Genomic DNA, 21,635 nt, shown 5'->3' on the forward strand with positions numbered 1-21,635 from the left:
TTTTATTTTTTTATAATTTTAATGTATTCTGGAGTTTTTAAATAGATTTTTGCAGCATAAATCCCCGAAGCTTGGTTTTCAAGATTTAACTGTGCTTTCCCATTTTCGATAGAATATGTTTTAGTTGAAATTAATTGACCGGAAAAATTGTACAATTCGATTTTAACTTCTTTTTGACCAGTTGGAATTTCAATTTCAAAACTTCCAGATGTTGGATTAGGATACGCAGATAATGTTCCTAAAAGATCCATTGTAGCCACTTTTTTAGAGAAAATACCTTCGCAAGCTTTAGCAGTTGCTACTTCAATTAAACCGCCTTTTTCTAAATTTAAATTAAAGTTAGAATCTGTTGTTTGAAATTGTTGAGTTCCATCAATAAACACCGTAAAAGGAGCAGTTCCTTCAGTAATTTCTACGGCTACATTTTTAGAAGTTATGCTTGATTTTCCTGTTGTAGTTGCTGCTTTTTCTATTTTAAAGTTGAAAATCTGCTCAAAGTTTTCTTCTGGAATGTTGATAGAAATTGTGTGTGTTCCAGGAGCTAAGCCTATTATCTTTACACTATTATTGCTAAATGAGTATGTTTTTCCGTTTAGAACAGCTTCATAAGCGTATGAGCCTTTGGTGACAACATTTATTTCTCCATTATTTTCTCCTTGGCAAGATTCTCCTTTTGTTTCAACAGTAAAATGATCAGCTGGTAAAACTAGAGAACTTCCACAGTTTGTATTATAAGAGGCTATTGCATCTTTACTGGTTGCCATTTTTGTATTAGAAAAAGTGATATCATCAACCTGGATACATGTTAAATCAGGATTGTTTTTAAAATTTATATAAGAGTCAATTCCTAAAAATTGAGCAAAACCTGCTATGTTATTACCATTTTTAATGTTTACGCTAACAAGATTGTTTGAATTACAATTTACGGCACCTAATTTTTTGTTTTTTGAAAGATTTAGAGTGGTTAATTTATTTTCAGAACAATTTAAAGTCCATAAATCAGCATTATTTGTCAAATCCAAAGACGTAAGCTGGTTCTGGTTACATGTGAAGTGTGAAAGAAACTTATTTTTAGAAACATCAATTGCTGTTAGTTGATTATTATCACATGAAAATTGTGTTACCGAAGTCACATTAGAGATGTCTAGTTTTTTTAATCTATTTCTTTCACAGAATAGGTAATTGATATACTTATTGTTTGATAAATCTAATGTTTCCAATAAATTATTTCCGCAGTTTACATATCCCAAGCTTGAACATTTGGTTACATTTATATTAGTCAATTTGTTATTAGCAACAGACAGGTAGCCAAAATTTGGGTTATTAGAAAAATCTAAAGATGCTAAATTATTCTCCCGACAAGAAGCTTCATATAATACAGGATTATTAGAGAAATCTATTTTAGTTAAAAAATTGGAAGAACATTCTAATTTGTAAAGTAAAGTGTTTTTAGAGATGTTGATACTGGTTAAACGGTTATAGCTACAAGTTACATCAGTAAGTTCAGGATTTCCAGAAAGATCTAATTCTCTTAATTGGTGATTGCTAACATTCAGCTTTTTTACTGCTTTAAAGTCTTGTATACCTGTTAAATTCTTAATTGTTGGGTCTTGAGAACCTTGAGAATTAGAGATGTTTAGTTCTTTTACAGACGAAATGCTAGATGTTAAAACACCTCCATTAAGACCATCTTTGTCAATGCCAAGAGCAATCAATTTGCTTTCAAAAACAGTATCAGGAATTAATGTAAAGCTATTATTGTCGCAAGTGGTATTGTAAGAAGCGGCAGTCTCTTTTGCATTTGCCCAATTAGTATCAGAAAATGCTTTGTCATCAACTTGGATACATGTTAAACTTGGATTGCTTTTAAAATTTCCAGCAGTAATGTTTTGCATTTTAGAATTGTTTCCATTCTTAAGATTTAAGCTGAATAAATTGTTTGAAGAACAATCTACTTCTAGTAATGTCATATTTTTTGATAAATCTAAATTTAATAATTGATTTGATTTAGCATTTAATGTTGTAAGAGAAGTGTTTTTGGTTAAATCGACAGCTTTTAAATTATTCGAAGAAATGTTCAGCTGTTTTAAAGAAGCAAATCCTTCAATTCCTGCCAAGTTTGATATCGAGCTTGAAGATACATCCAAAGCTATAATAGAAGAGATGCTAAACGTTAAAACTTTTCCATTTTTTCCATCAACGTCAATTCCTAAAGCAATTAATTTGTTTTCAAAATTTGTGTCAGGAATTGAAACAAAAGCGTTGCAAATTGTATTGTAATTTGCTGATGCATCTTTTAGAGCAGACCAATTTGTATTTGAGTAACTTTCATTATCAACCTGAATACATTTTAAGCTTGCATTATTTGTAAATGATGAAGCATTTTTGTTAAGCTGCATATTTTTACCATTTTTCAAATCTAAACTTACAAGTTTATTATTTGAAGCATTCAGAGAAATTAAAGTAGTGTTTTTAGATAAATCTAAGAATATAAGCTGATTGTCGTTACAATTTAAAGTTTCTAAACTAGTAAAATCTTGGATTCCAGTTAAGTCAGAGATACCACTTCCAGAAACGTTAAGAGTTTTTATCTGAGTAATACTTGCGGTTAAAACTTGACCATTTTTTCCATCTGTATCAATGTTTAAAGCAATTAATTTATCTTCAAAATTTGAATCAGGAATAGCAGTATAAGGTCTGCAATCTTCAGAAAATCTTGTCCAGCTGTCTTTTTTTGGAGACCATTTACTATCCGCATAAGCTTTGTTATCTACAGCAACACAGCTTAGAGATAAATTGTCGGTTAAATAAAGGTCTTTCAATGTAGTATTGCTTCCGCTTCTTAAATTAAGATCGTATAAAAATTTGTTGGAAGAAAGACTTGCAACTATCAATTTAGTGTTCTTAGATAAATCTAAACTTTCAATTTTGGTCCCTGAAAAATAAAGATAAATAAGAGCTGTCTGTTTAGAAAGATCAAGACTCTTAATGCTAGTACTTTCTGCGCTTAAAGATTCTAATTTTAAGTTATTACTAAGGTCTAAACTCGAAATTTGATTATTACTGATAGTAAGTCTTGTTAATAAAGAATTTTTAGAAACATCTAATTTAGTTAAATTGTTATAATGTGCCTCCAAAGCTACCAATTTAGTGTTTTGGCTAATATCTAAAGAAGTTATTCTATTAGAAAGACAATCTAAATAAGCAAGTTCTTTATTATTAGAAAGGTTTAATTCTCTTAACTCATTTCTATAACAAGCGACACTAGTCAATAATGAGTTTTTTGATAAGTTTAAAGTAGTTAGTTTATTTTCATAACATTCAAGTGTCTTTAAATTTGGCTGATTAGTAACGTCCAGCGCGGCTAAACTATAATTGCTATAACTTCTAATAAGTTCTAAAGAAGTGTTTTTAGAAATATTTAATTCTGTTAATTTAGTGCCTTGACAGTTTAAATTTTTTAAAAGTGTATTTTTAGACAATTCTATTGTAGTAACTGGGTTAAACGCGAAGTTTAAATCTGTAAGAAACAGATTTTGAGATAAATCTAAACTAGTAATTTTATTATTGTAACAATTAAAATCAACAAGCTCTTTGTTGTTTGAAATAGTAATAGAGGTTAATTGATTAGACTCAAATTTTAATGTTTTTAGTTTAGTGTTTTTAAAAACATCTATTGTTGTTAATTTATTGCTTCCAAAATTTAAATTCTCTAACTCGAGATTATTAGAAACATCTAAAGCTGTTAATGCATTTGAACTAACATCTAAGTTTTTAAGTTTTAAATTTTTAGAAACATTCAAAGTAGAAACTTTACCCGTATTTCCTCTAAAAACTAAACTTTCAAGAGCGGCAAAATCTTCAATTCCAGTTAAATCTTTGATGTTCCATGTAGAGTATGAAACGTCCAAAGTTTTTATTGATGAAATGTTGCGTGTAAGTACTTTTCCGTTTTTCCCATCTTTGTCAGCTCCAATATAATTTAAATAGCTTTCGAACTCTGCATCAGGGATTTTAGTATATTGTTCTTCGTTAACATCAACCATAGAAACATTATCTACCAAAATTTCAGAATTAAGAGTTCCGTATGTCCAAATATCAACTTCAATACTTTCAGAAACAGTAGGAGTGTATTCAAATTCTATTTTTCTCCACTCGGTAGTAGAAAAAGTTAGGTCTGTTTTTTTAGTTATTTCCGACTTAAAAGTACCAGGTTTATGATACAAACTAAACTCAATAGAAGAGAACGTTCCTTTTACAAGTTTGTGGTACAGAGTCACTTTATACGTTTTACCTGCCGTTACAGGAAAATATTCACTATTTATAAAGTTAGATGTTCCGCTGGCTATTATCATGTTGGTGCTAGAAGCACCATTTTGTGCTATATTGCTTTGAGAAGCGAAGCCGCTAAAAAATCGAAACCAATTGTCTGGCTGCGACGAAGAAGTCCAAGTTTCAAAGTTTCCATTTGGAACTAAGTTGGTTTGGGCATAAAAAGAAAAATTTGCCAGTAACAGCAATAAGAGTAGTTTTGTTTTCATAGATTGGGTTTAGAATTCAGTCGCGCAAGAATAGTTATTTTAAACGAATTTTCCTTACGGGAAAACGTAAAGGCAAATGTTTTTTTTAAACCTAAAAAAAAGGACAATCAAATTAGAGTTTTTTTTGGTGTCAGGTTAAGGGAAATCATTTGAAACGAAATGGTTTAGTTCATGTTTCTGTGTCTTCCAAAATTCACAACACAGTGTTAACTGTTAGTTTTTTGTAACAAAAAAGCATAATTTAGTCCCATCTTTTTAACTATACATTATTTTTAGATACATGAGTCATATAAAACCTATTAAATTATCTGCTTTTGCATTACTTGTTTTAGCAGGTTGCAGCGCTACTTTACAAGCGCAAGTTTCAACTTCAAAAGAATTTATTAAAGCTCCATTAACAGTTGTTAAAAAAGCACCAGTCAGCGAAAACGAACTTAAAAGATGGAGTCATCTTGATTTAATCAAAGATTCTATCCCGGGAATGAGTGTTGATAGAGCCTATGCCGAACTATTAAAAGGGAAAAAAGGTCAAAAAGTTATTGTAGGAATTGTAGATTCTGGTGTTGATATTGAACATGAAGACTTACAAGGAATGATCTGGACAAACGCAAAAGAAATTCCAGGAAACGGAATTGACGACGATAAAAATGGTTTTATTGATGATGTTCACGGATGGAATTTCCTTGGAAACGCTGTTCATGAAAATCTAGAAATGACACGTATCGTTAAAAAAGGCGATGATGGTTCTGCTCAATACAAAGAGGCTTTGGCTCAATATACGGAGAAATATGAAAAAGCTTTAAAAGACAAAGAACAAGTAGACATGCTGTTAGGTTTCCATAATACAATCAAAAAGGAACTTAACAAAACAACTTATAAAATCGAAGATTTAAACACAATTACTTCAACAGACCCTAACGTCGCAAGAAGTAAAGCTATAATGACTCGAATTTTTACAAATGCAGGGCCAACTTTTGACCCAGAAGCTGATTTTGGAGAATATAAAGAACAGGTTTACGATCAATTGAATTATAACTTGAATAAAGATTATGATGGAAGAAAAATCGTAGGTGATAATCCTGAAGACATCAAAAATAAGTATTATGGAAATAACATTGTTTTTGGTCCAGACAAAGAAAAAGCATTACATGGAACTCACGTAGCGGGAATCGTTGCGCAAGTTCGTGGTAATAATTTAGGCGGAGACGGCGTTGCTGCAAATGTTGAAATATTAACAGTAAGAGCTGTTCCTGATGGAGATGAGTACGATAAAGATATTGCTTTAGCAATTCGTTATGCTGTTGATAATGGTGCAAAAGTAATTAACGGAAGTTTTGGTAAAAGCTTCTCTCCGCACAAAAATTGGGTTTATGATGCTATTAAGTATGCGGCGAAAAAAGACGTTTTAATCGTTCATGCGGCGGGTAATGACGGTTACAATATTGATGAAAACAAAAACATCAATTATCCAAACGATTCTCAAGACAACATTAAAGAATTTGCAGATAACGTAATAACAATTGGAGCGATCAATAAAGAATATGGAGAAACTGTTGTTGCACCATTCTCGAATTTCGGAAAAATAAATGTTGATGTTTTTGCGCCGGGTGAGGAAATTTACGCAACAGTTCCAAACAATAAATACAAATATTTACAAGGAACTTCAATGGCGGCTCCAAATGCTGCTGGAGTTGCGGCTTTAATTCGTTCTTATTATCCAAAACTAAAAGCATCACAGGTAAAACATATTTTAATGGACTCTGGAGTTGCGCTTCCTTCAAAGGTTATTTTAGGTGAAAATCCAAATCCAGATGAAAAACCTGTAGCAGTTTCTTCTGTTGAATCATCAAAAACGGCTAAAATGGTAAACGCCTATAATGCTCTATTGATGGCTGAAAAAATGTCGAAGAAATAAAACATAAATAAAAAACTAATCCAATGGAAGAGCGGCAGCTCTTCCATTTTTATTGTAACTATCATGCGAAAAATTATTTTACTTTCCTTTTTGAGTTTAGGTTTAAGCCCTGCGTTTGCACAAAACGCTCCATATTGGCAGCAACACGCCGATTATAAAATGGAGGTTTCTATGGATGTTAAAAACTATCAGTACAAAGGAAAACAAGAATTGGTTTATACCAATAATTCATCAGACACTTTAAAAAAGGTATTTTATCACCTGTTTCTAAATGCTTTTCAACCAGGAAGTGAGATGGATGCACGTTTACATTTTATTAAAGATCCAGACGGAAGAATGGTAAATAAAGTAAAAGGTGCTGATGGAAAAGAAGTAAAACAAAGCCGTATTGAAACTTTAAAACCAAATGAAATAGGGTATTTAAAAATCGCTAATTTCAAACAAGATGGTGTTTCTGCACAAACAAGAGTTTCAGGAACTATTATGGAGGTGACTTTGCCTAAACCAATTTTACCAAATTCAAAAACTACTTTTACTTTAGATTTTGATGGACAAGTTCCAGTGCAGGTTCGTCGTGCAGGAAGAAATAATTCTGAAGGAGTTGAACTTTCAATGTCACAATGGTACCCAAAATTAGCCGAATTTGATTTCGAAGGATGGCACGCAGATCCATATATCGCAAGAGAATTTCACGGAGTTTGGGGTAATTTTGATGTTAAAATTACAATTGACAAAGAGTATACTCTTGGAGCTTCAGGATATTTACAAGATAAAAATGCAATTGGACACGGTTACGAAGATGCTGGTGTAACGGTTGTTTATCCTAAAAAAACAAAAACATTAACATGGCATTTTATCGCGCCAAATGTTCACGATTTTACATGGGCGGCTGATAAAGAATATACTCATGATATTGTAAAAGGACCGAACGATGTCGATTTGCATTTCTTTTACAAAAACAATCCAAAAACAACTGCAAACTGGAAACAGCTAGAGCCATTAATGGTAAAAGTTATGGATTATTACAATCATAGAGTTGGACAGTATCCGTATAAACAATATTCATTTATTCAAGGCGGCGACGGCGGAATGGAGTATGCAATGTGTACTTTAATGTTAGGAAACGGAACTCTTGAAGGAATTTTAGGAACAGCAACTCACGAATTAGGACATTCATGGTTTCAGCATATTTTGGCTTCAAATGAGTCAAAACATCCTTGGATGGATGAAGGTTTTACAACTTACATTGAAGACAGTGCTTTGAATGAATTAAAAGAAGATAAAAAAGAAGTAAATCCTTTTGTTGGAAATTACAAAGCTTATTATAGTTTAGTAAATTCTGGAAAAGAACAACCGCAAACAACTCACGGAGATCGTTATGATGAAAACAGACCTTACAGCATTTCATCTTATGTAAAAGGAAGTATCTTTTTATCGCAGTTAGAATATGTAATAGGGAAAGATAACGTTGATGAAACTTTAAAAAGATATTTCAACGATTTCAAATTCAAACACCCGACTCCAAATGATATCAAAAGAACAGCCGAAAGAGTTTCTGGAGCTGAGTTAGACTGGTATTTAATAGATTGGGCACAAACAACGAATACAATTGATTACGGAATTAAAGACGTTGCAGATAATGCAGGTAAAACAACAGTTTCGTTAGAAAGAATTGGAAGAATGCCAATGCCAATTGATTTGAAAGTTGAATATACAGACGGAACTTCTGAGAGTTTCTACATTCCGTTGAGAATGATGAATTTTATCAAACCAAATCCAAATCCAAACGAAAAAAGAACAGTTTTAGAAGATTGGGCTTGGGCACAACAAAACTATAGTTTTACAATTGACAAGAACAAAACTGCAATCAAAAAAATCATTATCGATCCAAGCGGATTAATGGCTGATGTGAAACAGACAAATAATGTTTTTGAAGTAAAATAATTTTCAAAAAAGAATAAAAAGAAAGTCCCGTTTAATAAGCGGGACTTTTTTCGTTTTAAGGTATAAAGTTTTTTTGAATAGCCTCAGCTTTAGCTGGAGGAATTAGATTTAAATAGAAAAGGGCTTTAGCCAAACCGTTACAGTTTTGGCTAAAGCCCTTTGTTGTGATTTTTTTCTATCCAACTAAAGCTGGACGCTATTCAATCTTCTTATTGATTTAACTCAAATGTTCAATCATATCTTTTGTCATTGTTTCAAGATCAAAAGTATGTTTCCAATTCCAATCTTCTCTTGCAGAACTGTCATCAATACTTGCCGGCCAGCTGTCTGCAATTTTTTGACGGAAGTCAGGATTGTAAGTGATTTCAAAATCAGGAATATGCTTTTTAATTTCAGCAGCAATTTCGGTTGGAGTAAAACTCATAGCGGCTAAATTGTATGACGAATGTATTTTTATTTCTTCAACAGGCGCTTTCATAATGTTGATAGTAGCATCGATAGCATCATCCATATACATCATTGGCATTTTGGTTTCTGATGATAAAAAGCATTCGTATTTTTTATCGGCAATAGCCTTATAGAAAATATCAACAGCATAATCAGTAGTTCCGCCGCCTGGAGGAGTAGACCAGCTGATTAAACCAGGATAACGTATACTACGAACATCAACACCATAAATATTATGGTAATATTCACACCATCTTTCACCAGCCTGTTTACTAATTCCGTAAACCGTTGAAGGTTCCATTACAGTATATTGAGGCGTATTTTCTTTTGGAGTTGTAGGGCCAAAAACAGCGATACTTGAAGGCCAGAAAATCTTCTGAATCTTTTTTGCTTTTGCTAAATTCAAAACATGAAAAAGGGAATTCATATTTAAATCCCATGCAAAGGCTGGATTTTTTTCTGCAGTAGCTGATAAAAGTGCAGCCATCAAATAAACATCAGTGATTTTATGAACTTCAACAAGATGTTCAATTTGATTAAAATCTAAAGCATTGACTACTTCAAAAGGACCTGAATTAACAACATCAGTATTTAATTTTCGAATATCAGAAGCGATTACATTTTCGGTTCCGTAAAGTTTGCGCAATTTTTGAGTCAGCTCAGTCCCAATTTGACCGCAAGCGCCAATGATTAATATTTTTGGATTCATTTTTAGATGATTTTTTTAGAGACACAAATATAACGTTTTCGTAATTACGTACGTTTTTTAGAATCATAATTTATAAATTCAATAACAAAAAAGTTTGTTTGTTGGATAATTCTCTGTTTAAGAAATGTGTCTTTGTGCTTTTTGAGGTCGTTTTTTGGATCATAAATCCTGTAGAAAATTAGTTTTTTACTTAAAATTGATGACAAAAAAATAACCTTGATTTATAGAATCTTTAGCAAAAATCAGAATTCGTAATTGTAAATTTACTTTGTAACTTTGCGATCTAACATTTTATGAAATGAAATATAAAATAGCAGTATTTCTGCTTTTGATTTTAGTGCTGCAATCTTGTCAAAATCAAGACGAAAAGCGTCAAGCTGAAAATGCAAAAGAAGCTAAAAAGAATGAAAAAATTTTTAATAACATCAATAAAGCCTGGGTTTTTATTGATGAGCCAATCAATGAAATTTCGGAACAAAATGTAAGAGCCTGGACAGAATGGCGCGATTTTATGAAAGAAATTGGAGATAAACCAAGAAAAACTATTGGTGCATTTCAGAAAAAATCTACAGCCATTTCAAAAAAAGCAATGGCTTTAAACAATAATATTCCTGCTGAATTTAATCTGCCTCAAATAAGAAGCCGAATCTCAATTTTAATTACAAAAGTTAGAATGTTGGATTTGTTTATTCATTTGAGTAAAATACCAGATGATAAAGTAGCTTTTTTAATTGGAGACATTAATAAAGAACTAGTTTCCTTAGAAAGACAAATGGATAAAATTGTTGAGAAAAGTAAAATTCCGAAAGAACAAGGAGAAGAGGATTTCTTAAGAATGTTAGACACTACGCGTGCGATTCTAAATACAAGCGCACCTCAGTCACCAATACAAAACATAGATCAAAACGCACCAAAAGTTGAGTAAAAACGCTTTATATACTACCTATGACAATTTGCCAAAAGCACAGCAGATTGCCACAAGTTTACTGGAAGGGAATCAGGTAAAAATGAATCTTAGCGGATTGTTGGGATCTGCGGTTTCATTTATAATTCGGTCTGTCTTTAAGAAAACAGAATTGCCTTTCTTGATTGTTTTAGACAACAAAGAAGAAGCTGCTTATTATTTGAATGATTTAGAGCAAATGATTGGTGAGCAGGATGTTTTGTTTTATCCCGCTTCATTTCGTCGTCCGTATCACATTGAAGAAACAGATAATGCAAATGTTTTGCTTCGCGCTGAGGTTTTAAATAGAATCAATTCGCGAAAAAAACCAGCCATAATTGTTACTTATCCAGAAGCGCTTTTTGAAAAAGTGGTTACGAGAAGAGAACTTGATAAAAACACTTTAAAAGTAGCTTTAAACGATAAAATTTCAATTGATTTTATCAACGAAGTCTTGTTTGAATACGAATTTAAAAGAGTTGATTTTATTACAGAACCTGGAGAATTTTCGGTTCGTGGAGGAATTGTCGATGTCTTTTCTTTCTCAAACGATCATCCGTATAGAATAGAGTTTTTTGGAAATGAAGTAGACAGTATTCGAAGTTTTGATGTAGAAACTCAGTTATCTGTCGAAACACATAAAAAAATTACGATTATCCCGAATGTCGAAAACAAGATATTTCAGGAAAACCGCGAAAGCTTTTTAGACTATATTGCCGAAAAGACTGTTCTTTTCATTCAAAATACAGACGGACTTTTTAGCCAGTTAGACAAACAATTTGCAAGAGCAGAAGAAGCTTTTGAGAAATTGTCGAAAGAAATAAAACATGCCGAGCCAGAAAAGCTATTCTTAAACCAAGCGTCGTTTATTAAACGAGCTTTAGATTTTTCGATTGTTGAATTGGCTTCAAAACCAATTTTCAAGACAACTAAAAAGTTCGAATTTCATTTTCAGCCGCAGCCATCTTTCAATAAGCAATTTGATTTATTGCTGAATAATCTGAGCGACAATCATTTTAATGGATATAAAAATTATTTATTCTGTTCGAATGAAACACAGGCAAAACGTTTTCACGATATTTTTGAAAGTTTAGATGAAGCCAATTCTGAGAATATCAGAAAACAATATAATACAATTGTACTGCCTTTATACCAAGGTTTTATTGACGAAGAGAATCAAATAACTGCTTACACAGATCACCAGATTTTTGAGCGTTATCATAAATTCAACATTAAAAACGGATATTCGAAAAAGCAGAATATTACGCTAAAAGAATTAACAGCACTTTCTGTTGGTGATTATGTTACGCACATCGATCACGGAATTGGAAAGTTTGGCGGCTTGCAGAAAATTCAAGTTGAAGGTAAAACGCAGGAAGCCATAAAATTGGTTTATGCCGATAATGATATTGTTTATGTAAGCATTCACTCACTTCATAAAATTTCTAAATACAACGGAAAAGACGGAACTCCACCGAAAATCTATAAACTTGGATCGAACGCTTGGAAAGTTTTAAAACAAAAAACCAAAGCGCGTGTTAAGCATATTGCATTCAACTTAATTCAGTTATATGCAAAACGAAGATTAGAAAAAGGTTTTCAGTTTGCGCCGGATAGTTATTTGCAAAACGAATTAGAAAGTTCATTTATTTACGAAGATACACCCGATCAAACCAAATCGACAGCAGAAGTAAAAGCGGATATGGAAAGCGATCGCCCAATGGATCGATTGGTTTGTGGTGACGTTGGTTTCGGGAAAACGGAAGTTGCAATTCGTGCTGCTTTTAAAGCTGTAGATAACAGTAAACAAGTGGCAGTTTTAGTTCCTACCACTATTTTAGCGTATCAGCATTATAGAACTTTTACGGAACGATTAAAAGATATGCCCGTTACAATTGGCTATTTGAATAGATTTAGAACGGCAAAACAAAAAACACAGACGCTAAAAGATTTGGCCGAAGGAAAACTCGATATTGTAATTGGAACACATCAATTAGTAAACAAAAATGTAGTTTTTAAAGATTTAGGTTTATTGATTGTCGATGAGGAACAAAAGTTTGGAGTTAACGTAAAAGATAAACTTAAAACCATTGCTGCAAATGTCGATACGTTGACATTAACAGCAACTCCAATTCCGAGAACGCTTCAGTTTTCTTTAATGGCAGCCAGAGATTTGTCGGTAATTACTACGCCTCCGCCTAATAGATATCCTATTGAAACCAATGTAGTTGGTTTTAATGAAGAAATTATTCGTGATGCAATTTCGTATGAAATTCAGCGAAACGGACAGGTTTTCTTCATCAATAATAGAATTGAAAATATAAAAGAAGTCGCTGGAATGATTCAGCGTTTGGTTCCAAATGCGAGAGTTGGAATTGGTCACGGACAAATGGACGGTGCGAAACTTGAGGAATTGATGTTAGGTTTCATGAACGGAGATTTTGATGTTTTGGTGGCAACCACAATTATCGAAAGCGGATTGGACGTTCCAAATGCCAATACAATTTTCATTAATAATGCCAATAATTTTGGTTTATCAGATTTGCATCAAATGCGCGGCCGTGTTGGTCGAAGTAACAAAAAAGCATTCTGCTATTTTATTTGTCCGCCATATTCGTCAATGACCGAAGATGCTAGAAAACGTATTCAGGCTTTGGAGCAGTTCAGTGAACTGGGAAGTGGTTTTAATATCGCAATGAAAGATCTTGAAATTCGTGGAGCGGGAGATTTGTTAGGCGGTGAACAAAGTGGTTTCATTAATGAAATTGGGTTTGATACGTACCAAAAAATCATGAACGAAGCAATCGAAGAATTAAAAGAAAACGAATTTAAAGATTTGTACCCTGAAGAGAATGATATTGAAACGAAAGAATACGTAAAAGATCTACAAATTGATACTGATTTTGAGTTGTTATTTTCTGATGAATATATCAATAATGTTACCGAACGTTTGAGTTTGTATAACGAATTGGGTTCTGTGAAAAATGAAGAAGAATTAATTGTTTTTCAAAACAAATTAATTGACCGTTTTGGTCCAATGCCTCCGCGTGCCAATGCATTGATGAATAGTATTCGCATCAAATGGATTGCTACTGCAGTAGGAATTGAAAAATTGGTAATGAAAAAAGGTAAAATGATTGGCTATTTTGTTTCTGATCAACAATCAGATTATTATCAATCAAAGCGTTTTCATAAAGTGATAAAATTTGTGCAAACCCACAGTAATCTTTGTACGATGAAAGAAAAACAAACACCTAACGGCTTACGACTTTTATTGACTTTTGACAATGTAAAATCGACTAAAAGGGCTTTAGAGTTGATGGAGATGCTGGGGGAATAAATAATTAAAAAGGTTGCCACGAATTTCACGAATTTACACAAATTTTATTCAGCAGATAACATTTAATTTGGCGCTAATTCGTGAAATTCGTGGCAGAAAAACAAAACAAAACATTAAGTTTTCTTTATCTTTTATTTAAGAAAAATCTTAGAACTAAAAAGGTTTCTTTGAAAATCAATTCAGAGAAACCTTTTATATGAACTATCAATTTATTATTCTGTTTTTATTTTTTGGATTAACCTCAATATCCGCTCAGATAAAAAATAAAACGATTCAAAACGATTCTTTACAAGTAGAAACAATCGATCCTCTTCGCCCTGCCAAAGCAGCTTTTTATTCGGCTATTTTACCTGGTTTAGGACAAATTTACAATCAGAAATACTGGAAGCTTCCGTTGGTATATGGAGCAATTGGTGCCAGCGCCTATTTTTATTTGGATAGTCAAAAAAATTACAACATTTACAGAGACGAATATAAAAATAGACTTGCAGGAAACAAAAGTGATTCAGACTATTTGGGGAACTTAAGTGACAGTCAGCTGCTTTCGGCTCAAAAACAATTTCAAAGAAACAGAGATTTATCAGCCCTTTTCATTGTCGGGTTTTATGTTTTAAACATTATTGATGCAAATATTGATGCTGCCTTGTCGCAATTTAATGTAAGCGAAAAATTAGCACTTAAACCAGTATTAATTAATAATGATACCTTATTAAGAAGTGATTTTGGAATTGCTCTCAATTATTCATTTTAAAAATATTGAACAAAAAAAATGGCGCATGAATTTTCATGCGCCATTTTTTTTTGCTTATGTTAGAGAACTAGTTTTTTAAGTCTTTAATAACTTTAAAAGCAACATCAACTTGATCTTCACCAACTAAAATAGTAAATTCGTTTGAAGTCGAAATTACCTCGTTTATGATTATTCCTTCCCAAGCCAAACGTTGAAAGATGAAATAATAAATACCAGGAACCACGATGTTTTCTTTTGGTAATTTTACAGTAATAGAAGCCAGATTGTCTAATTTCTGAATTAACTTTTCGCGCATAAAGTGTTTTTCAACTAAATGATTTACACTGCTGCTCACTACAATATTAGTTTCATTTACACCACGAGACGAAGTATAAAAGATATCAGATAGGGCATTAATATCAGAAATTAAATCAGCCTGTTTGTTTAAAACAGTTTCTGAAGCAGCAAAAGTGTAATCCGTCAATTCAGATCTTACGGTAATTTCGCCTATGTTTTTAATGACTTTATTGATCTTATGATTTAATTTAAAATCCAATTCTTCAGTCAGTCGTTTCAGCGACATTACAACAGCACCTTGTTTTACTTCCTTACCAAATTCACTTTCCAACTCCGTCATGATATTCCGAGAAAGAGAGGTTAAATTGATAATTCCAAGCGATAACGCATTCAATAAAAAGGGTTTTGTTTTAATGTAATTTTCGACGATTGAAGAAACGGTTTTCATAATTTTTTTTTCTTTTTTTTTGTAACTTAATTGGGTTGGTTTAGTTAATTTATGTTATAAATCTCTACAAAGATAAATAAAAAAACAATTTGTTAGAATTATAACAATAAAAAAATATGTTAAAAATGATAAAAAGCATCCGTAAGATGTTCAATTGCAAATATTTCCCCCGTTTTATGCACTGCGGCGATATCAAAACGAATGTTTAAATCATTCTCAAAATCCTTTTCCCTATCGTTTATGTAGGCATTTACTGCTTTTACTAATAGTTGAATTTTTTTTGGTTTAACAAAATCTTGTGGAGATCCAAAATCTAAGCTTGATCTTGTCTTCACTTCAACAACTGCTAAAATATTTTCTTTTTGCGCAATAATATCTATTTCTGCTTTTTGAAAAGTCCAGTTTCGTTCTAAGATCTTATAACCGTTTTCTTCAAGATATGCTGCAGCCAGATCTTCTCCTTTTTTGCCAAGTTCATTATGTTCTGCCATAGTTTAGTTTTTAGTTTCAAGTTCGAAGTTTCAAGTTTTTTGTACGCAAAGACGCGAAGTTGCAAAGTTTTAATTGTGCTTTGCGACTTCGCGTCTTTACGAGATTTTTATGTGGTATTTATTGAATATGAAATACTGCTATTTCTGAAAAGTAACAGTGCTTCCAGCTGCATTGACATCAATCGAAATTGTACTTCCCATAATCAATGCTCTATTATCCTGAATATGTCCAGCTGGGAAATTGAAGATCACCGGGATATTGTATTTCTTAGTGACATCATCAATAATTTCTAATGCATTTTTACCCCATGGCACTTCATTGTCTTTCATTTTGGTCATTCCGCCAATCATAATGCCTTTTAGATTTTCGATGCATCCATTACGACGTAAATTCATCATCATTCGGTCAATATGATATAAGTATTCATCCAGATCTTCGATAAATAAAATTTTATCCTTACAATCAATAGCCGACTGCGAACCTAATAAACTGTAAAGAATAGATAAATTACCACCTACCAATTCGCCTGTGGCTTTACCAAAACGATTCATTTTATCTGGACCAATTGTGTAAGAAAGAGGCTCACCAAATAAACTGGCTTTCATCGAACTAACGGCCGCTGGAGTTGCACGAGCTACTGTAACCGGCATAATACCATGTATCGATTTGTAACCCATTGTATTTAAATGGTTATGCAAAACAGTAACATCACTAAAACCAATAACCCATTTTGGATGTTGTTTAAATTTGGTAAAGTCTAAAAGATCAAGCATTCGAACGGTTCCATAACCACCGCGAACGCACCAAATTGCTTTAATGTTTGGATTGTCTAATTGTTTTTGAAAATCGGCTGCACGCTGCTCGTCTGTTCCTGCAAGCTGATTAAAATCAAGCCCGATTGTTGAGCCTATTACAGCTTCTAAACCCCAGCTGTGCAATAAATCTATAGTTGGTTTTAAGTTGTCGTCGATGTTTTTTCGGGCTGTTGCCAAAAGAGCTACAGTATCTCCTTTTTGTAAGTAAGGCGGTGTTATCATGTTTTGTTGAGATTGACAGGTAAATGATTGTAAAGCAAAAATAAGAAATGCCAGTTTAGTGTAGGTAAAATATTTTGAGATAGTGAGCTGGCTTTTCATAATTCTAATACAGGTTTTTAGTTATGGAATTAACAAATATAATAATTCTTTAAAATTAAAATACTGAAAATTCTTACTTTTTGTTTAAATTGGTACTTCAATTTTTAAAGTTATGCAAATTATTAAACTTCACTTTTGTTTACTCGCCTTTTTTGTAATTTTTGTTTCAAACGCGCAATCAAAAAAATACAAAATCCACACAGTTGCATTCTACAACTTTGAAAATCTTTTTGATATTTATAATGATGTAAGTACAAATGACGATGAATGGACGCCTAATGGTGCTCAGCATTGGACAAAAGAAAAGTACGATCAAAAACTAAAAAACTTATCGAAGGTCATTTCTGAAATAGGCACTCCAGAAAATTCTAATGCACCTATTTTATTAGGATGCTCCGAAGTTGAAAATAGAGGCGTGCTCGAAGATTTGATAAAACAAGAAAAAATCGCTGGATTTGATTACGGAATTATTCATTTTGATTCGCCTGATCAACGTGGTATTGACGTTGCGCTTTTGTATCAAAAGAAATATTTTAGACCAACATCATTTGCTAACATTCCGTTGCTGATCTATAAAAAGAAAGCTGCTATTCAGGAAGATAAAAATGAAGATTTAGGAGATGTCGAAACTAAAACGGAAATTAAAAGCAGGATCTTCACAAGAGATCAGCTCTTAATAACGGGTTTTCTTGAAGACGAAGAGATTCATATTATTGTCAATCATTGGCCTTCGAGATCAGGAGGAGAAAAGGCGAGCAGCGCATTCCGAGAAGCTGCAGGAAAGTTAAATCGTAAGATTATAGATTCATTGCAGCAAATAAATCCAAATGCGAAAGTAATTACAATGGGAGATTTAAACGATGGTCCTTATAATAAAAGTATTAAAACAGCTTTAGGAGCAAAGGCAAAAAAAACGGAAGTTCGAGAATTTGATGTTTTTAATCCATTTGAAGATATGGCTGAGAAAGGAATGGGAACTTTAGCTTTTAGAGATTCATGGGATATTTTTGATCAAATTATGATGACTGGTTCATTAGTAAATACAGGTTTTTCTACATTTAAATTTTGGAAGGCAGGAATTTTTAATAGACCGTATTTAATTCAAACCTCTGGAAAGTATAAGGGATATCCGTTACGAAATACACTAGAAGAAGCAGGTTTTAGCGATCATTTTCCAGTTTATATTTATTTGATACGAGAGAAATAGTAGAGGCGCACAGCAGTGCGTCTACATTCCTATGATTAAAACCATGAGATGTACTACAGTGTGTCTTTACAAATTTAGTATCTTAGCCTATTATAAATTTTGAAAAAAATGGCCATAGCAAAACCGTTCAATCTTACTAAATGGATTGAAGAAAACAGACAATTATTAAAGCCGCCAGTTGGAAACAAAAACCTTTATGTAGATTCAGGCGACTATATCGTAATGATAGTTGCAGGGCCAAATGCAAGAAAAGATTATCATTACAATGAAACCGAAGAGCTTTTTTATCAATTAGAAGGCAGTATAAAAGTGGTAATTCAAGAAGATGGAGAACGTAAAGAAATGGAGCTGAATGCTGGCGATATGTATCTTCATCCTGCTAAAATTCCGCATTCTCCAGTTCGTTCTGAAGGTTCAATAGGTTTGGTAATTGAGCGTAAACGAGCAGGAAAAGGATATACTGATGGATTGTTGTGGCATTGTGATAACTGCAATCATAAACTATACGAAGTGTTTTTTGAACTGCATAATATAGAGAAAGACTTTCTTCCGCACTTCGAGCATTTTTACAACTCTGAAGAATTAAGAACTTGTGATAAATGCGGCACTGTAATGGAAACTGATCCGAGATTTACAGCAAAAAAGTAATTTATTAATTGAGTTAAAATATCAAACCCGAAAGGTTTTAAAACGGGTCGGGTTTGGAATATATGACAAGATTAGATTTTAAAATCCATACAATCTGTTTAATCTGTGGCAAAAAAATTATAGCTCAAATCTCTTCCCTTGTTCAGGATAAATAATCTTCACGCCTAAATTGTTTTGATTTTTAATTTGCTCTTTAAGTTTTGTAATATTCTTAGCAGGCGGTTTTAAATGTGTAATAATAATGTTGAAATCTTTTAAGCTTCCTTTTCCTGCTAATTCTTCTAAAACATGAAGCTCTTTCATTAGATAGTTAGGTGTTAGATGTCCAAATAAAAATTGATCAGGCTGTTCGTTTGGAAAAGAAACTTCAATAAAAATTCCTTTCAATTGTTTGTTTTTAATAAGAGGAGCAACTGTTGTCCATAAATTTTTAAGATTATCACTTTTTTCAACCGCGTCTGGTCCCGTATCACCTAAATATAAAACATACGAATCTCCATTTTTTATTAAAAATGCAGTGCTTTCAAACGGATTTACGTGACTTAACGGGAATGCTTTTACCGTCATTTGAGTGTTCGTAATCGGCGTTTCAAGATTGGTTTTTAAAGTTTCAAAATGATATTTTTTCAAAGGAGTTCCAGGGCCTTTATCGCCAAAATTTGCCCAAGTTTGATCATTAAAATAATGGTTTTCCATCATTTCCATGCATTTTTCAGTTGCATAAACCGTCTTAGAAGAATCTGCAGGAGAATTTATGATTAATCCAGAAACGTGATCTAAATGAGCATGTGAAATAAAATATCCTTTTATATATTTTCGTAAAACTTCAGCTGTAGTAACTTTAAAAACTTTGTTTTCAATAGCTTTTTCAATTCCTGCATTTATTGTTCCTGCGTCTAAACAGATATAGTCGTTTGTATGTACAGGAGCGAGTAAATAAGCAGAAAGATTTTTTTCGTCAATTCCGCCTTTTACACCCAATGGAACGATCTGAAAAGAAGATTTTTGATCTTTTTGAGAAAAGGCATTTAGAGTAACTAATATAAGACAGAGTAGAAGACGTTTAAAAAGATTCATGTTTTTTATTTTAGGAAAGCAAATTTCATCAAATTTAATGAATAAAGCAGGCTTTGATTCTGTTATTACTATTAAATAGCCTTAAATTTACTCTGATTTTAACTATTATGATTTATTAGAAAGTAATTTTAAAACAATATCTTTACGTATTAATATAACAATTTTAACTAAAAAAGTTACAATGACAACAATAGCATCACGATTTGGCATAAATGAAGCGCTTGAAAAGCTAGGAATAAAACAAGTAAATGAAGGAACTTCTACTGGAATAGAAAATTTCTCATCGGGTGAGATTTTAGATAGTTTTTCTCCTGTTGATGGAAAATTAATTGCATCTGTAAAGACTTCTACTCTTGAAGATTATGAAAAGGTAATGCATTCGGCAACAGAAGCTTTTAAAACATTTCGTTTAATTCCTGCACCGCAGCGTGGAGAAATTGTACGTCAGTTTGGACAGAAATTGCGCGAGAATAAAGAGGCTCTTGGTAAATTGGTTTCATATGAAATGGGAAAATCTTTGCAGGAAGGTTACGGAGAAGTTCAGGAAATGATCGACATCTGTGATTTTGCAGTTGGATTATCACGTCAGTTACACGGATTAACGATGCATTCTGAAAGACCAGGACATCGTATGTACGAACAATATCATTCATTAGGAGTTGTGGGAATTATTTCGGCATTTAATTTTCCAGTTGCAGTTTGGTCATGGAATACGGCTTTAGCATGGATTTCTGGTGATGTTTGCGTTTGGAAACCTTCTGAAAAAACACCACTTTGCGGTATTGCGTGTCAAAACATAATCGCTCAGGTTATTAAAGAAAATAATCTTCCAGAAGGAATTTCTTGTTTGATAAATGGAGATTACAAAATAGGAGAGTTGATGACAAAAGACGTTCGTATTCCGCTGGTATCAGCAACTGGTTCTACACGAATGGGAAAAATTGTAGCACAGACTGTTGCTGGTCGTTTAGGAAAATCGCTGTTGGAATTAGGAGGAAACAATGCTATTATTGTAACTCCAGATGCCGATATTAAAATGACGGTTATTGGTGCTGTTTTTGGCGCTGTTGGAACTGCTGGACAACGTTGTACATCAACTCGAAGATTGATTATTCACGAGAGCATTTATGATAAAGTAAAAGATGCATTGATAACGGCTTACAAACAGTTGCGAATTGGAAATCCGCTTGACGAAAATAATCATGTTGGACCGCTTATCGATTTACATGCTGTAGAAATGTATGCACTTGCCTTAAATAAAGTAGTTGCTGAAGGTGGAAAAATTCTTGTTGAAGGCGGTGTACTTTCAGGCGAAGGTTACGAAAGCGGCTGCTATGTTAAGCCTGCAATTGCCGAAGCTAAAAATTCATTTGAAATTGTACAGCATGAAACTTTTGCTCCAGTTTTATATTTAGTTAAATATTCTGGAGATGTTGATGCTGCAATCGAAATTCAAAATGGTGTTGCACAAGGATTATCATCAGCAATTATGACTAATAATTTACGTGAAGCCGAAAGATTTTTATCGGTTGTAGGTTCTGACTGTGGAATTGCAAATGTAAATATCGGGACTTCGGGTGCTGAAATTGGCGGTGCTTTTGGCGGTGAAAAAGAAACTGGCGGCGGTCGTGAATCTGGCTCTGATGCTTGGAAAATTTATATGCGTCGTCAAACCAATACGATCAATTATACAACTAGTCTGCCATTGGCACAAGGAATTAAATTTGATTTGTAAAAATAGAAGATTTATTAATAAACCGC

The 21,635-nt window shown here is 32.8% G+C and carries 14 protein-coding genes; 8 read left to right on the forward strand and 6 right to left on the reverse strand.

Going from position 1 to position 21,635, the window contains the following annotated elements; genetic code table 11:
• Positions 1–2 precede the first annotated feature (2 nt).
• The gene (locus NLG42_RS05680; RefSeq protein ID WP_257683231.1) at positions 3–4,541 is read right to left on the reverse strand and encodes a T9SS type A sorting domain-containing protein; all 4,539 of its coding nucleotides are present in this window, start codon (positions 4,539–4,541) and stop codon (positions 3–5) included.
• A gap of 280 nt (positions 4,542–4,821) precedes the next feature.
• Between NLG42_RS05680 and NLG42_RS05685 the strand changes: the two genes are divergently transcribed.
• Both NLG42_RS05685 and NLG42_RS05690 read left to right on the forward strand, forming a co-directional pair.
• Positions 4,822–6,456, forward strand: coding sequence for a S8 family peptidase (locus NLG42_RS05685; protein ID WP_257683232.1), 1,635 nt, complete (start codon positions 4,822–4,824; stop codon positions 6,454–6,456).
• A gap of 63 nt (positions 6,457–6,519) precedes the next feature.
• Positions 6,520–8,400, forward strand: coding sequence for a M1 family metallopeptidase (locus tag NLG42_RS05690; protein WP_257683233.1), 1,881 nt, complete (start codon positions 6,520–6,522; stop codon positions 8,398–8,400).
• 217 nt (positions 8,401–8,617) lie between these two features.
• Here NLG42_RS05690 and NLG42_RS05695 read toward each other — a convergent pair whose 3' ends face one another.
• Positions 8,618–9,556, reverse strand: coding sequence for an L-threonine 3-dehydrogenase (locus NLG42_RS05695; RefSeq protein WP_089059720.1), 939 nt, complete (start codon positions 9,554–9,556; stop codon positions 8,618–8,620).
• A gap of 298 nt (positions 9,557–9,854) precedes the next feature.
• Here NLG42_RS05695 and NLG42_RS05700 point away from each other — a divergent pair, with 298 nt between their 5' ends.
• From NLG42_RS05700 to NLG42_RS05710, 3 genes are all read left to right on the forward strand, one after another.
• Positions 9,855–10,481 carry a hypothetical protein gene (locus NLG42_RS05700; protein ID WP_089059719.1) on the forward strand — a complete coding sequence of 209 codons (627 nt, stop codon included), beginning with the start codon at positions 9,855–9,857 and terminating at the stop codon, positions 10,479–10,481.
• Positions 10,474–13,839 (forward strand): transcription-repair coupling factor, encoded by a 3,366-nt coding sequence (gene mfd, locus NLG42_RS05705; RefSeq protein ID WP_089059718.1) that lies wholly within the window; start codon positions 10,474–10,476, stop codon positions 13,837–13,839. The genes NLG42_RS05700 and mfd overlap by 8 nt, the downstream gene beginning before the upstream one ends.
• A 196-nt stretch (positions 13,840–14,035) precedes the next feature.
• Complete coding sequence (locus NLG42_RS05710) at positions 14,036–14,590, forward strand: DUF5683 domain-containing protein (RefSeq protein WP_257683234.1); 555 nt, start codon at positions 14,036–14,038, stop codon at positions 14,588–14,590.
• Between the two features lie 67 nt (positions 14,591–14,657).
• On the opposite strand, the gene NLG42_RS05715 is transcribed toward NLG42_RS05710, so the two are convergent.
• From NLG42_RS05715 to NLG42_RS05725, 3 genes are all read right to left on the reverse strand, one after another.
• On the reverse strand, positions 14,658–15,314 hold the full coding sequence (locus tag NLG42_RS05715) for a hypothetical protein (protein ID WP_008466087.1): 657 nt from the start codon (positions 15,312–15,314) through the stop codon (positions 14,658–14,660).
• Positions 15,315–15,433: 119 nt separating this feature from the next.
• Positions 15,434–15,805 (reverse strand): YraN family protein, encoded by a 372-nt coding sequence (locus tag NLG42_RS05720; RefSeq protein ID WP_089059716.1) that lies wholly within the window; start codon positions 15,803–15,805, stop codon positions 15,434–15,436.
• Positions 15,806–15,943: 138 nt separating this feature from the next.
• On the reverse strand, positions 15,944–16,843 hold the full coding sequence (locus NLG42_RS05725; RefSeq protein ID WP_099717766.1) for a S66 peptidase family protein: 900 nt from the start codon (positions 16,841–16,843) through the stop codon (positions 15,944–15,946).
• A gap of 211 nt (positions 16,844–17,054) precedes the next feature.
• On the opposite strand from NLG42_RS05725, the gene NLG42_RS05730 reads away from it, so the two are divergent.
• Positions 17,055–18,149: an endonuclease/exonuclease/phosphatase family protein gene (locus NLG42_RS05730; protein ID WP_257683235.1), complete on the forward strand. Its 1,095-nt coding sequence runs from the start codon at positions 17,055–17,057 to the stop codon at positions 18,147–18,149.
• A gap of 108 nt (positions 18,150–18,257) precedes the next feature.
• Positions 18,258–18,797 (forward strand): 3-hydroxyanthranilate 3,4-dioxygenase, encoded by a 540-nt coding sequence (locus NLG42_RS05735; RefSeq protein ID WP_129023455.1) that lies wholly within the window; start codon positions 18,258–18,260, stop codon positions 18,795–18,797.
• 117 nt (positions 18,798–18,914) lie between these two features.
• On the opposite strand, the gene NLG42_RS05740 is transcribed toward NLG42_RS05735, so the two are convergent.
• Positions 18,915–19,874 carry an MBL fold metallo-hydrolase gene (locus tag NLG42_RS05740; RefSeq protein ID WP_099717763.1) on the reverse strand — a complete coding sequence of 320 codons (960 nt, stop codon included), beginning with the start codon at positions 19,872–19,874 and terminating at the stop codon, positions 18,915–18,917.
• Between the two features lie 181 nt (positions 19,875–20,055).
• Here NLG42_RS05740 and amaB point away from each other — a divergent pair, with 181 nt between their 5' ends.
• Positions 20,056–21,609 carry an L-piperidine-6-carboxylate dehydrogenase gene (gene amaB / locus NLG42_RS05745; RefSeq protein WP_257683236.1) on the forward strand — a complete coding sequence of 518 codons (1,554 nt, stop codon included), beginning with the start codon at positions 20,056–20,058 and terminating at the stop codon, positions 21,607–21,609.
• Positions 21,610–21,635 lie beyond the last annotated feature (26 nt).

The organism is Flavobacterium plurextorum, assembly GCF_024638035.1.
Classification (GTDB): Bacteria; Bacteroidota; Bacteroidia; order Flavobacteriales; family Flavobacteriaceae; genus Flavobacterium; species Flavobacterium plurextorum.